Here is a 13,884-nt window from a genome sequence, read left to right on the forward strand (position 1 = left end):
GGTCATATGGATGCAACAGACGACGAGACGCCGTCAGTTGCCATCGGCAAACTCGGCCAGCACGTTCGCCAGCGACAACGGGCGCACCATGCGAACGTCTGCCAGTTGGTCACTGAAATCGGCAACAAGTTCCGTCAACAACCGGGTGGCAGTGGCAAAATCGTATATTTTTTCGGCACTTATGCCTTGTTCCACCAACCACTGGCATAGTACCCCAGCCTGCGCGTCGGCATCACTGTCAGATCCGCTCTCGACCAGTTGCAACAATTCGGGTAAGAGGCGGGCCAGATCGGTCTGGCGCAGCAGGGCGGGCACCCGAGTCAGGATCATGGTGTCGCGCCCCCCGCTTTTCAACTCCAGCCCCATGCGTTTGAGCAGGCGTTCCCGCTCCTCCACCAGGGCTACCAGGTTTTTCGGCAACTTGAAGGAGACCGGCAGCAATAGAGGCTGGGCCGCCAGCCCCTGGCCCCAGGCATCCAGCAGCCAGTGGCGCAACAACAGACGCTCGGCGCGCACCAGGGAGAGCAGCGCCAGCTGCCCCTGACGCTCCATCAGCAGATAGGCCTGCTCGACCAGGCTCAGGGCGCGCCACTCCCCCGTTCGGGCTGGCGTCTCGACGGCACCGCTCTCGGCTCCGGGCCGGGATGCCGGCGTCGCCACCTCGGGCAGGGTGGTGAGCAAGGCGCCCATGCCTCGCATCGCGGCCCGGCTCGGGGGTTCGGGAGGCTGGTAGTGTCCTCCCCTGCCACCACCGCCTTCCCGCACGCCGTCGCCATCTCGTGCAGGGGCAGGAGCCCGATAGCCGTGTTCGGCACCGTACCACTCGGTGCGCGGCGCCTGACCCGGATAGGTGATCTCCGGGCTGCCCGGCAGCTCGACCTGGGTCTCGGCCAGGGGTTCATCGGTGGCGCTCCCTGCTCCGTCCTGGCGCAGGGCGGTAAACAGCGCCTGGAAGATAAAATCGTGGATGAGACGCGCCTGATGGAAACGCACTTCGTGCTTGGCCGGATGGACGTTGACGTCCACCTGGCGGGGATCCAGCTCGATATAAAGCACATAGGCCGCGAAGCGATCGGCGGGCAGCAGCTCGTCATAGGCCTGGCGGATGGCGTGATTGATGAGCTTGTCCCGCATCATGCGGCCATTGACATAAGTGTATTGCAGGTCGTTCTGCGGCCTGGCCCCTGCCGGAGTGGCCAGCCAGCCCCACAACCGCACGTCGCTGTGTTCGCTCGATACCGCCAGGGCATGGTGCATGAAGGGGGAGCCGCAGACGGCGGCAAGGCGGCGCTCCTGCTCCGCCACCGTGTTGGCCGCCTTGTACTGGCGCACCACTTTGCCGTTGTGACGCAGGATCAGGGTGGCGTCGAAGCGGGAGAGCGCGATGCGGCGCACCAGTTCGTCGATGTGGGCAAATTCGGTCTTTTCGCTGCGCATGAACTTGCGCCGCGCCGGGGTGTTGAAGAAGAGATCCACCACCTCCACCGTGGTGCCCACCGGGTGGGCCGCCGGCTTGACGGTGACGCTCATCTCACGCCCTTCCGCCTGGGCCTGCCAGGCCTCGCTCTGCTCTGCCGTACGGGAGGTGAAGGTGAGGCGGGAGACGGAGCTGATGGAGGCGAGCGCCTCCCCGCGAAAGCCCAGGCTGTTGATCCCTTCCAGATCGTCCAGGGTCGCCACCTTGGAGGTGGCGTGGCGCGACAGCGCCAGCACCAGCTCATCCCTGGCGACACCGCAGCCGTTGTCACGAATGCGGATAAGCTTGGCGCCTCCCTTGTCGATGTCGATCTCGACCCGGTCAGCCCCCGCATCCAGGCTGTTTTCCACCAGCTCCTTGACCACGGAGGAGGGCCGCTCCACCACCTCACCGGCAGCAATCTGGTTGGCCAGAATCGGCGGCAATATACGGATTGGCATCGCTTGCTCCTGCAGATGAAAAAGGGGAAGAGGTGGACCTGGCGCCATCAATGCTCACCGCCCCTCCCTGCCATCGGCAGAGAAGGGCGGCGTTCTTCACCCGCGCTATTTTCGCGGAATATAGAGCACCTGCCCTATCTGGATGTCCCGCGACTTAAGCTTGTTGATCTCCACCAGTCGCGCCTGACTCACCCCATGTTTCTCGGCGAGCCGGGAGAGACTCTGACCACGGGTGACCACGTGGCGGATCATGTTGGACTTGTCGTTGCTCTGCACGCTGGCTACCGGCGCACTCGGCTCCTGGGCTGCGACCTTGTAAGGTTTGATCACGCCGGCACCGGAGGCGCTGCCGACGCTGCTGACCGGGGCGCCGCCCTCACCGACGCGATAGGGCTCGCTCGCCGGCATCCGGTTGGTCACGACCTGCTGCGTTGGCTGGGCAGCCGGCTTGCTGACAGCGACCGGCTTGTTGGCAGGCGCCTGACGCGGCGGGGCAGCAACCTGGCCCTTGCCGGTGAGCATGGGCCCCTTGGTCGGATGACTGCGGTAATAGTTGCGGATCCCCTCGAAGATGGCCCGGGCCAGCTGATCCTGATAGCTGGCGGTGGCCAGCAGCTTCTCCTCGGCGTGGTTCGAGATAAAGCCCGTCTCCACCAGTACCGAGGGGATGTCCGGCGCCTTCAGCACCGCCAGACTCGCATGTTCCGGCGCCTTCTTGTGCAATCTGGCCACCCGCCCGAGCGAGCGCAGGATCTGGCGGCTGACGTCATAGCCTTCGGCCCTGGACTTGTCCATGGAGAGATCCAGGAAGGTCTGCGCCAGATAGGGGTTGGGATCAGACTCGGCCAATACCTTGCCAACGCCTCCCAGCAGTTCCCCCTGTTTCTCCTGCTTCTCGAGCCAGCTACCCATCTCGCGGTTGGCGCGGTTGGTCGACAGCACCCAGACGGAGGCGCCGCGAGGAGTCGAGTTGTGGAAGCTGTCGGCATGCACTGACACCAGCAGGTCTGCCTTGGCCTTGCGGGCAATCTCGGAGCGTTTGTTGAGATCGACGAAGTAGTCGCCACGGCGGGTCAGCACGGCGCGCATGCCGGGCTCCCGGTCGATGAGGGTCGCCAGCTTCTGGGAGACCGCCAGGGTCACCCGTTTCTCGTAGGTGCGGCGCGGGCCGATGGAGCCCGGGTCTTCCCCGCCGTGACCAGGATCGATGGCGATGACGATGGCCTTGCCGTGCCCCCCGACGGGAGCGGGCTGCGCCGCAGCGCTCCCCTTCTCTTCATAGGGAAGATCGATCACCAGACGGTGGCCATAGGGACCTGCCGGCGCCAGCGGGAAGACCACCGGCTTGATGGCAGAGCCGAGATCCAGCACCAGTCGCAGGCCGCCCTTCTCCAGCGGCGTGCTCTCGCGGATCTTGCGCACCAGCTCGCTCTTGTTCTCGATGCGGGCCAGGTTGGTGGCGTTGCTCGCCCCTTTCAGGTCGATGACCAGACGGTTCGGACCGGTCAGGGTGAAGTAGTTGAAATTGGGGGCGCTGCTCATGTCGAGCACCACCCGGGTGTTGTCCGGTGATGGCCACACCCGCACACTCTTGAGCTGATTGGCCCAGGTGGGCAATGCCATCAGGGAGAGAACAAAAACAAGGATCACGCGCACTGAGATGACAACCGTTCCAGAATGGCTTCGCCGATAGCAGTGCGGGCATCAATCTGCACCGCGCGCTGCTCGTTTGCATAACTCAGGGTGATCTCGAGATCCGGGGCTGGCAGCCAGCCCTCGCCCTTCTCTGGCCACTCCACCAGGCAGAGGGTATCGGCGGCGAAATAGTCGCGAATGCCCATGAACTCCAGCTCTTCCGGGTCGGCCAGTCGATAGAGATCGAAGTGATAGACCTGCCACTGGGCAAGCTCATAGGGCTCCACCAGGGTATAGGTCGGACTCTTGACCTTGCCCTCATGACCCAGTCCCTGCACCCAGCCTCGGGTCAGGGTGGTTTTGCCGGCCCCGAGGGCACCGTGCAGAAATACCGTGGTGGCCTGTTGGCACGCCTTTGCCAGACGGCCACCCAGCGCCACTGTTGCTGCCTCGTCCGGCAGTGTCATCATCAAGGTTTTTGCCATGTTCTTCTTGTTACTTGTTACTGTGTCGGATTGACCAGACGACGGATCCAGGGCAGCAGATCCGATGCCAGCATGCCCCTCTCACCCTCGGCAGCGGCCAGATCGGCGGCCTCTGCGTGGATCACGGCCCCGAGTCGGGTGGCCATGCCCGCAGACCAGCCCTGAGCCAGAAGGGCGGCGATTATACCAGACAAGAGGTCACCCATGCCGCCACTGGCCATGCCGGGGTTGCCCTCGTCGCACAGGGAAATGCGCCTGCCGTCGCAGATGAGCGACCCCGCCCCCTTGAGCAACACCACACCACCGTAGCGCTGTTGCAGTCGCGAGACGGCCGCAAACCTGTCCCCCTCGACCTCGGCGATGGAGCAACCCAGCAGGCGAGCCGCCTCCCCGGGGTGGGGCGTGAGCACCCAATTATCCTGATGACGGGGGGCCTGCGCCAGCCAATTCAATCCATCGGCGTCCAATACCAGTGGCACGGCGGCTCCGATGCCCTGTTCGAACCGGGCCCGGCCCCACCCATCCTGACCGAGCCCGGGGCCCAGTACCTGCACCGATGCCCACCCTTCATCCATGTCCGCTGGGCATCCCATCAGCTCGGGTTGAACCAGGCTGGCCGCCGGGCAATCCGGGTGCTGGCGCAGGCGTACCAATCCCGCCCCCGCCCGCAGGCAGGCCTGACCCGCCAGCAGAATGGCCCCCTGCATGCCGAGGTTCCCCCCCGTCAGCAGTACCTTGCCGCTGTGTCCCTTGTGAGCCGAGCGCCTGCGCGGGGTCAGCAACCCCTTGAGGCTGGGATAATCGATCCGCTCGGCAGCGGGAACCCGTTCCTCCCCCGGCGTCACTCCCAGGGGATCCCGGTCGAGGTGGCCGACTCCGTCCACCCCGTCGGCGGTGAGCATGCCCTGCTTGATGCCGATGAAAGTGAGGGTGCGGGTGGCACGCACCAGTGCGCCCATGGCGCGGCCGGTGTCGGCATTGAGACCGGAGGGGAGATCCACCGCCAGCACGGGCGCGTTCAAGCCATTGATTGTTGCGACGATCTTTGTCATTGACGAGGAGAGGGGAAGCTGGACGCCGGTACCGAGCAGTGCGTCTATGACCAGATCCGGCGGCGGCAGCGTGGCGGGAAGCAGATCCTCGGCCATGGTCACGCCCCCCCCCGATGCGAGCCACTCTTCGGCAGCCCGCCTGGCATCTCCCCTCAGCAGGCCGGGAGCCCGGGCGGCAATCACCAGAGGCTCGAGGCCGATGCGCCGGGCAAGGCGGGCCAGCACGTAGCCATCCCCACCGTTGTTGCCAGGGCCGACGAAGATCCACCACTGACGGCTGTCGGGCCAGTGGTGACAGGCATAGTTGCACAGCGCAGTCCCGGCCCGCTCCATCAGCACATAGAGGGGAAGCCCCTCCTGCTCGGCCCAGCGCCGTTCCATGCTGCGGATCTGCTCGGCCCGCCACAGGGGTTGTGCTAGACTCTCCCACTCATTTTTGCGGATAGCGTCCCCGAACACCTCTACCATGACGGCCCCCACGTTTCATCATCCCATGACCCGGCAACTGGCACGCCATATTGCCGCCCTGCGCCTGCCACACTCCTGCAGGCAGAGGGAGGATGCTGCATGACGGCTGCCGAACTTGCGCAACTGGCCCACGATATCAAGCTCTGGGCAAGGGAGCTAGGATTTGACCAGGTCGGCATCGCCGACACCGACCTCACCCTGGAAGAGCCAAGGTTGCAGGCCTGGCTGGATGCCGGTTATCACGGGACCATGGACTACATGGCGCGCCACGGCATGATGAGGGCCCGCCCCCACGAGCTGTTGCCGGGCACCTTGCGGGTCATCTCGGTGCGGATGAACTACCTCCCGTTCGAGGCGGGCTTTGCCGCCACCCTGCGCGATCCCACCCTCGGCTACATCAGCCGCTATGCCCTCGGCCGCGACTACCACAAGGTGCTGCGCAACCGGCTCAAACAGTTGGGGGAGCGCATCGAGCTGCGGTGCGACACCCTATTGCAGGCAGCGGGACAAACCCTGGGCGAGTGGCGCCCCTTTGTCGACTCGGCCCCTATTCTGGAAAGGCCGCTGGCGGCCAAGGCCGGCCTTGGCTGGGTGGGAAAGCACTCGCTGCTGATCAACGAGTCCGCCGGCTCCTTCTTCTTTCTGGGAGAATTGCTCATCGCCCTGCCGCTGCCCGTGGATACCCCGGTGGAGAAGGAGCTGTGTGGCAAGTGCGTGGCCTGCATCAATATCTGCCCCACCGGTGCCATCATCACCCCCTATGTGGTAGACGGACGGCGCTGCATCTCCTATCTCACCATCGAGAATGACGGCCCCATTCCCGAGGAGTTCAGGCCGCTCATGGGCAATCGCATCTATGGCTGTGACGACTGCCAGCTCATCTGCCCCTGGAACCGCTATGCGGATGCGAGCCCGGAGCCCGATTTCACTCCGCGCCCCAATCTGCACCGCCCGCCCCTCTTGACCTTGTGGGGCTGGAGCGAGGCCGAATTTCTCAAGCACACTGAAGGCAGCCCCATCCGCCGCATCGGCTATCAGCGCTGGCGCCGCAACCTGGCGGTAGCCCTTGGCAACGGACCGGCCAGCAGCGAGGTCCTGGCCGCCCTGCAACAGGCGCTGCCTGAGGCGGCGCCCATGGTGGCCGAGCATATCGAGTGGGCGCTGGCGACCCTGGCCAAGCGTCAGCAGGAAGAGAATAAAAAGACGCGATTGCTGATCCGCTGCATCGAAAAAGGTCTGCCGGATCACGCATAAGTGATCTGGCACTTGCCGGATCGCAGCCATTTTTTCATGCTCTGCCGACCATTGAACATCGGCACAATAAAAGGAAGATTCTGATGCAGATGCTGGGAGTAGATATTGGGGGGTCCGGGATCAAGGGCTGCCTGGTCGACACCGAAACCGGGGAGCTGATTGGCGAACGCCACCGCATCGCCACACCGCAACCGGCAACCCCGGCCGCCGTGGCACACACCCTCAAGGCGCTGGTCGAGCACTTCCAATGGAAGGGTCCCGTGGGGTGCGGTTTTCCCGCCACCATCCACAACGGCATCGCCAAGAATGCCTCCAACATCGACAAGAGCTGGATTGAGACCGATGCCGCCCACCTGTTTGCCGATGTGACCGGCCTGCCCTGCCATGTCCTGAACGACGCCGATGCGGCCGGTCTGGCGGAGATGCGCTTTGGCACCGGGCAGGATCGCCAGGGGGTCATCATTCTCATCACCGTCGGCACCGGCATCGGTACCGCCGTCTTCGTCAATGGCCAGTTGCTGCCCAATACCGAACTGGGTCACCTGATGCTGGAAGGCATGGTGGCCGAACACTATTGCTCCGATGCGGTGCGCAAGCGCGAGGATCTTTCCTGGGGCCGCTGGGGCAAACGTTTCAACAAATACCTGGCTCGCCTGGAGTTTCTGTTCTCCCCCGACCTCTTCATCCTGGGGGGCGGCAGCGCCGCCAAGCTCGACAAGTTCATCGACAAGATTGAGACCCGGGCTCCCCTGGTGGCGGCCGCGAACCTCAACCAGGCCGGCATCATAGGCGCCGCCCTCTATGGCGCGGCCCGGCAAGGGAGCTGACCGCCAGCAACATCAGAAGACCCGGCCCGTGCCGGGTCTCTCTCATTCGGGCTCAGAGATCGTCGAGGCGATGAGCACCGTGTACCAGACGGGTCAGGCGGGATTGGGCCATGGAGGCCAGGGCTTTCAGCAGCGCCGCCGTGTCGGGCGTGGGGCACTCCCGGGCCAGACGTTCCAGCTCGCCGATGAGCCTCTCCTCCTGGCGTGACACCAGGGCCACTATCTCCGCGGGCTGGGTTGTGGCGGGCAGCGCCAGACGATCCCCCTCGGCCAGCAGATCCTCGCCAAACCCCTGATCCAGCCAGGTCTCCTTCACCGCGCTTCCCATCTGCTCGCGATAATCGTGCAGATGAGCCGCCGCGGCATCCTCCCGCCCTTGCAGATAGGCCAGCAACATCCTGCTGCGCTCAGCATCCACCCGGGGGATCTGGCGCCCGTAAATGCGCCCTTGCCGATGATGAAGCTCCTCGAGATAGAGCATCAGGTCCTTGATCTGTTGGAATCGCATCTCGCCTCCCTCCTGGCATCCACCTGCAGCCAGTATAGGGAGCTGGCATGTCGACACGGCCACGAACTGGTCATTTATTGTTCTGCATCAAGGAGATGGAAAAGAAAGCAGAAAAAGAGACGGCAGGAGGAAGGGGAAACCGGCAGCGATGCTGCCCGGACGACCGGGCACCTTGTCCGAAGGGGAGGCATCAAATCGACGACATAAAAGGTATTTACCAGCATATATTCGGACTAGAGTCATCAAATCGGAATCTAATATTGATGCTGGTGGTTATACCTCCACACCATAGTCAAATGGCGGGAATCCTTATCCATTTTTTAGACGTCTAGACGTAAAAACATGCGTTGACACAGCCATCCGGACATCTTAGCATCATCCTCCATGATGACAGAGCTACCCAGTGAAACCTCTGCCCAATTTACCCGCCTGTAGCGCCCTGTGCTTTAAGGCTGTTAGCACGGAAGAATCCATGATTAAGTTGATCGGTCTCAACAAAGTCTACGGTAAAGGCAGTGATGCCGTGCACGCCCTGCGTGACGTGAGCCTGCATGTGCCCCAAGGCAAGATCTTCGGGGTGATCGGTGCCTCCGGTGCCGGCAAGAGTACCCTCATCCGCTGCGTCAACCTGCTGGAGCGCCCCACCGAGGGGCAGGTCATCGTCGATGGCCAGGACCTGGTCGCCCTCAGCGAGCGGGATCTGACTCAGGCTCGCCGCCAGATCGGCATGATCTTCCAGCACTTCAACCTGCTGGCCTCTCGCACCGTCTCCGCCAACATCGCCTTCCCGCTGGAGCTGGCGGGCTGGAGCAAGGACAAGATCCAGAGCCGGGTCAGCGAACTGCTGGCCCTGGTCGGGCTGGAAGCCCGTGCCCACGCCTATCCGTCCGAGCTCTCCGGCGGGCAGAAGCAGCGCGTCGCCATCGCCCGTGCCCTGGCACCGGCTCCCAAGGTCCTGCTGTGTGACGAGGCAACCTCGGCCCTCGACCCCCAGACCACCCGCTCGATCCTGACCCTGCTCAAGGAGATCAACGTCAAGCTGGGGCTCACCATCCTGCTCATCACCCACGAAATGGACGTGGTGAAGGGGATCTGCGACGAAGTGGCCATCATCAGCGACGGCCGTCTCATCGAGCAGGGGGAAGTGGCCTGGTTCTTCAGCAATGCCAAGACCCAGCTGGCCCGGGATTTCATCCACTCCACCATCCACCTGGAAGTGCCCCAGGAGTATCAGGATCGGATGAGTAGCGACCGGGTGCCCGGCAGCTATCCCCTGGTGAAGCTCGGCTTTACCGGGACCACGGTGGATTCGCCGCTGATTTCCGAGGCGAGCCGCCGTTTCAACATCGACATCAGCATCCTGAGCGCAGACATCGAATACGCCGGTGGCGTCAAGTTCGGCTTCCTGCTGGCGGAACTGTTCGGGGACGAGGCCCAGTGCGAGGCCACCCAACAGTTCCTCATCGACAACCACATTCAGCTGGAGGTAATGGGTTATGTCCGAAGCAATGATTAATCTGCTGATTTCGGCTCTGGGCGACACCCTCATCATGGTGTTTGCCTCCGCCCTGTTCGGCTGCCTGCTCGGCCTGCCGCTCGGCGTGGCGCTGCACGTGACCAAGGCGGGCCAGATCCTGGCCAATCCGCTGCTCAACAAGGTCCTGGGCGTCATCGTCAACGTCGGTCGATCGGTGCCCTTCATCATTCTGCTGGTCGCCATCATTCCGTTGACCCGCTTCATCGTCGGCACCAGCATCGGCACCATCGCCGCCATCGTGCCGCTGACCGTGGGCTGCATTCCCTTCATCGCCCGCCTGGTGGAAGGGGCCCTGATGGAGGTGCCTGACGGCCTGCTGGAAGCGGCCAAGGCCATGGGGGCCAAGCCCCTGCAAATCATCGCCAAGGTGCTGCTGCCCGAGGCCCTGCCGGGGATCCTCAACAGCGTCATCATCACCCTCGTCACCCTGGTGAACTACTCCGCCATGGCTGGTGCCATCGGAGGCGGTGGTCTCGGTGATGTGGGTATTCGCTACGGCTACCAGCGTTTCGATCCCACCGTCATGCTGGTCACCGTGGTCATTCTGGTGGTGCTGGTTCAACTCATCCAGAGCGCGGGTGAGCGCCTGGTCAAACAATGTGATCATCGTTAATCGTCGATTTCTGACAGGAGGTTTTTATGAAATTGGGCATCAAATCCGTTGCGGCTGCGCTGCTGGCAACCCTGGTACTGGTCGGTTGCGGCCAGAAGGAAGAGAACAAGACCCTGAAGGTGGGCGCCATCGCCGGTCCCGAGACCGAGCTGGTTGAGACCGCGGCCAAGGTGGCCAAGGAAAAATACGGCCTGACCGTCGAAGTGGTCACCTTCTCCGACTACGTCACCCCGAACGTGGCCCTGAACGACGGCAGCGTCGACGTCAACGCCTTCCAGCACAAGCCCTACCTGGATGCCCAGATCCGTGATCGCGGCTTCAAGCTGGTGCCGGTCGGCAACACCTTCGTCTACCCGATCGCCGGTTACTCCAAGAAGGTCAAGGCCCTGTCCGAGCTGAAAGACGGTGCCCAGATCGCGGTGCCGAACGATCCGACCAACCTGGGTCGTTCCCTGATCCTGCTGGAGAAGCAGGGCCTGCTGAAGCTGAAAGAGGGTGCCGGTCTGGAAGCAACCGTACTGGACATCGCCAGCAACCCGCGCAACTTCAAGATCGTCGAGCTGGAAGCCGCACAACTGCCGCGCTCCCTGGAAGACGTGGATCTGGCCATCATCAACAACACCTTCGCCGGTCAGATTGGTCTGACCCCGACCGAGAACGGCCTGTTTGTCGAAGACAAGGAGTCCCCCTACGTCAACCTGATCGTTGCTCGCGAGAACAACAAGGACGACGAGAAGGTCAAGGAGTTCGTCCAGTCCTTCCAGACCGACGAGGTCTTCAAGAAGGGAACCGAACTGTTCAAGGGCGGTCTGGTGAAAGGTTGGTAATCACTCACTCTGGAAAAAAGGCCACGTCAAGCGTGGCCTTTTTTTTTACCCCCGTTATGATAGCCGCAAGCACGGCAACACGAAAAACAGAACAACAATGAAGAAATGGTATCTGGCCTACTGCAAACCCAAGGAAGAGGCCCGCGCCCGCGCCCATCTGGCAGCCCAGGGCGTTGAATCCTATTACCCCATGGTCGAGATTGAAAAACTGCGGCGAGGCAAGCGCGTGCCCCAGCGCGAGCCCATGTTCCCCAACTATCTCTTCATCTACGTGGATCTGGAAGAGGTCACCCCGGTCACCCTGAAATCGACCCGGGGCATCAGTCGCATCATCCACTTCGGCAAGGAGTGGACCCCCGTCAGCAGCCAGCTGATCTACCGGCTCATGAGCCGGGACGACAGCGACGAGGCGCGCGCCAGCTATGCCCGTCTGCCGACCCAGGGAGACAAGGTACTTATCGAATCCGGCCCCCTCGCCGGGTTTGAAGCCATCTATCTGGAGCCGGATGGCGAAAAGCGGGCCATCCTGCTGGTCAACCTGCTCAACCAGGAGACCTGCAGCAGCTTCGAAAACCAGGCCTTCCGCCGCCTGGAGTGACCCGTCCTGTCGGCAGAAAGAGCCACAGGGCAGTACACAAGACACCATCCCCCTGATTCCGAACGGTCAGGACCGCACCTGCGACGTGCATCCTTCCACCACCAGGTTATCGGGCCGAAAAAAACGGGGCAGACCCAGAGGTCTGCCCCATTTTTCTCTCCCTTGCGTCAGGCATCCAGTTCGAAGCGGCTGATGGCCGATGTCAGTCTCCCGGTCTCCCGGGTCAGGCGGGCGGCGATCTGCTCCCCCTGCTGGCCATGCTCGCTGGACTGATGGCTGAGCCCGGCAATCTCCTCCACCGTGCCCGCCACCTCCTGCGCCGCCCTTGACTGCTGCTCGGTGGCGGTGGCGATGGCGGCAAGCTGGCCGCTGAGATCCTGCACCAGCGTCGCCATCGACTCCAGGGTCTCGGTCACCGAGGCCACGGCGCCGCGCCCCTGCTCCACCAGCAGGGTGCCGCTGCCCACGGTATCCGCGGTCTCCCGGGTCTGCTGCTGGATGCTGGCAATGGTCTGGTTGATCTCCATGGTCGATGCGCTGGTGCGGCTGGCCAACTGCCTCACTTCATCGGCCACCACGGCAAATCCCCGTCCCTGCTCACCGGCCCGCGCCGCCTCGATGGCCGCATTGAGTGCCAGCAGATTGGTCTGCTCGGCGATAGTGGCGATCACTTCGGTGACCCTCCCCACCTGCTCGCTCTGGCTGCTGAGCTGCGTCATCGCCTGGTTTGCCTGGGCAATCATGGCACCAATCTGCGCCATGGTGGTCCCCATGCGGGCGAGGGCTTGCTCTCCCTCCCTTGCCTGTTGCTCGGTCTGGCGAGCCGCTCCCGCCGCGTCCGCAATGTTGCCCGCCACATCCCGGGTACTGACCGACATCTGCTCGATGGCGGCTGCCACCGCATCGAGCCGCTGATTCTGGCTCGCCAGATCATCCACGATGGCATTGGTGGTCTGGCCCACTTCGCGGCCAGCCCCTTCCACCTGACCGACCGCCCCCTGGATCTCCCCCACCAGCTCGCGCAGCTGTGCCGACATTCGGTTGATGGAGCCCGTGAGCCCTCCCAGCTCATCCTGACGAAGCACGGGCAAGGGGGTGACGGGGAGGCGGCCATCGGCCACCAGGCCCGCCCGTTTCACCAGGCTGGCGATGTCCCGGGTCAGGCGCCGGCTGAACAGCAGGGCCACCAGGGTACCCAGCAGGATGACGCTGGTGGTGGCCAGCAGCAGGGTGCGATGAATGGTCTGACTGGCGGCCGCCATCTCCCCCGCCATCTTGTCCACCTCGGCACGGGTATGGGTCACCTGGGTCGCCAGCTGATCCGCCAGCCGGGTCAGGGCGGGCTCTATCTCGGTGGCCATCAGGTGGTTGGCCCTGTCCCAGTCCGGGGCCTGGCGCTTCTCGATCACCTGACCGACCAGCTCTGCAAAGGGGGCTGACATCTCTTCAAAGAGCGTCCAGAGCCCCTTTTGTGCCTCGGTGAAGTTGGCCTCTTGCTGTTTCAGCTCGGCCACCCGCTGCTGGTGAAACTGGTAGTAGTCCCGGTACTTGTCCAGGTACTCCTTCTCCCCCGAGATGAGGAAATCCCGCAGGGCGGAGAGCGCATTGCCCAGGCTGTTGTAGGCATCCCCCACCTGCTTGAGCAGCAGGCGCCTGTCACCGGGCAACGTCGCCTGGGGCGTCGCCACCTCTTCATTGGCAAAAGACTGCAACTGATCGAGGGCCGATTCCGCCAGGGGGCCGGCCTCGAGCAGCATCAGGGTGTGGGCGGGCAGGTTCTCTTCGGTGTGAGCCAGGGCCCACACCTGTGACTGTGCCCCCTTGAAACCCTTGAGTGCCCGGGTCAGGTCGGGGGTGAAACGCTGGCGCTCGATGGCGTGCCAGGCTTCTTCCCACTCCTGTTTGATGCGATCACCCTGTGCCGGATCCTTGCCGAGGATGAGATAGGCCCGCAGGGATGAAACGGTGGCAATCAGGGCTTTCTGGCTCGCCTCGTCCCGCTGCAGGGCGGGCAGGGCCTGGGCCAGCAAGGCATCTTGCGAGCCTTCGATCCGGCCGAGCTGATGATAGACAAGGGCGGAGGAGAGAATGATGAGCAGGTTGATAAAACAGAAGCTCAACAACAACTTGCTTGATATTTTCATGGCCATCCTTGGAATTCGT

At 63.4% G+C, this 13,884-nt stretch carries 12 protein-coding genes; 6 read left to right on the forward strand and 6 right to left on the reverse strand.

All coding sequences use genetic code 11. The features are described from left to right. Window positions 1-33: 33 nt before the first annotated feature. The 4 genes from mutL to J9893_RS07200 form a co-directional block, all read right to left on the reverse strand. Complete coding sequence (mutL, locus tag J9893_RS07185) at window positions 34-1,917, reverse strand: DNA mismatch repair endonuclease MutL (protein WP_113978126.1); 1,884 nt, start codon at window positions 1,915-1,917, stop codon at window positions 34-36. A gap of 105 nt (window positions 1,918-2,022) precedes the next feature. Next, window positions 2,023-3,540 (reverse strand): N-acetylmuramoyl-L-alanine amidase, encoded by a 1,518-nt coding sequence (locus J9893_RS07190; RefSeq protein ID WP_202395083.1) that lies wholly within the window; start codon window positions 3,538-3,540, stop codon window positions 2,023-2,025. Window positions 3,541-3,563: 23 nt separating this feature from the next. After that, the gene (tsaE, locus tag J9893_RS07195; protein WP_109111729.1) at window positions 3,564-4,037 is read right to left on the reverse strand and encodes a tRNA (adenosine(37)-N6)-threonylcarbamoyltransferase complex ATPase subunit type 1 TsaE; all 474 of its coding nucleotides are present in this window, start codon (window positions 4,035-4,037) and stop codon (window positions 3,564-3,566) included. Window positions 4,038-4,054: 17 nt separating this feature from the next. Next, window positions 4,055-5,557 (reverse strand): NAD(P)H-hydrate dehydratase, encoded by a 1,503-nt coding sequence (locus tag J9893_RS07200; RefSeq protein WP_210600671.1) that lies wholly within the window; start codon window positions 5,555-5,557, stop codon window positions 4,055-4,057. A gap of 99 nt (window positions 5,558-5,656) precedes the next feature. Between J9893_RS07200 and queG the strand changes: the two genes are divergently transcribed. Together queG and ppgK are read left to right on the forward strand one after the other, a co-directional pair. Beyond that, window positions 5,657-6,811: a tRNA epoxyqueuosine(34) reductase QueG gene (gene queG / locus J9893_RS07205; protein ID WP_210600679.1), complete on the forward strand. Its 1,155-nt coding sequence runs from the start codon at window positions 5,657-5,659 to the stop codon at window positions 6,809-6,811. Between the two features lie 83 nt (window positions 6,812-6,894). Further along, window positions 6,895-7,638 (forward strand): polyphosphate--glucose phosphotransferase, encoded by a 744-nt coding sequence (gene ppgK / locus J9893_RS07210; protein WP_042016688.1) that lies wholly within the window; start codon window positions 6,895-6,897, stop codon window positions 7,636-7,638. Between the two features lie 52 nt (window positions 7,639-7,690). Here ppgK and J9893_RS07215 read toward each other — a convergent pair whose 3' ends face one another. Beyond that, on the reverse strand, window positions 7,691-8,146 hold the full coding sequence (locus tag J9893_RS07215; protein WP_039040959.1) for a hypothetical protein: 456 nt from the start codon (window positions 8,144-8,146) through the stop codon (window positions 7,691-7,693). Between the two features lie 472 nt (window positions 8,147-8,618). On the opposite strand from J9893_RS07215, the gene metN reads away from it, so the two are divergent. The 4 genes from metN (at window position 8,619) to rfaH (ending at window position 11,721) form a co-directional block, all read left to right on the forward strand. Continuing rightward, window positions 8,619-9,662 carry a methionine ABC transporter ATP-binding protein MetN gene (gene metN / locus J9893_RS07220; protein WP_039040957.1) on the forward strand — a complete coding sequence of 348 codons (1,044 nt, stop codon included), beginning with the start codon at window positions 8,619-8,621 and terminating at the stop codon, window positions 9,660-9,662. Next, the gene (locus J9893_RS07225) at window positions 9,643-10,296 is read left to right on the forward strand and encodes a methionine ABC transporter permease (RefSeq protein ID WP_029313844.1); all 654 of its coding nucleotides are present in this window, start codon (window positions 9,643-9,645) and stop codon (window positions 10,294-10,296) included. The genes metN and J9893_RS07225 overlap by 20 nt, the downstream gene beginning before the upstream one ends. Before the next feature lie 26 nt (window positions 10,297-10,322). Further along, entirely contained in the window at window positions 10,323-11,123 is an 801-nt protein-coding gene (gene metQ, locus J9893_RS07230; RefSeq protein ID WP_210600681.1) for a methionine ABC transporter substrate-binding lipoprotein MetQ, read from the forward strand. A 97-nt stretch (window positions 11,124-11,220) separates the two neighbouring features. Next, entirely contained in the window at window positions 11,221-11,721 is a 501-nt protein-coding gene (gene rfaH / locus J9893_RS07235) for a transcription/translation regulatory transformer protein RfaH (RefSeq protein WP_010673182.1), read from the forward strand. Between the two features lie 167 nt (window positions 11,722-11,888). Here rfaH and J9893_RS07240 read toward each other — a convergent pair whose 3' ends face one another. Next, window positions 11,889-13,865: a methyl-accepting chemotaxis protein gene (locus J9893_RS07240; protein WP_128342008.1), complete on the reverse strand. Its 1,977-nt coding sequence runs from the start codon at window positions 13,863-13,865 to the stop codon at window positions 11,889-11,891. Window positions 13,866-13,884: the final 19 nt, after the last annotated feature.

The organism is Aeromonas sp. MaB10011B (assembly GCF_017939325.1).
Lineage (GTDB): Bacteria > Pseudomonadota > Gammaproteobacteria > Enterobacterales > Aeromonadaceae > Aeromonas > Aeromonas caviae.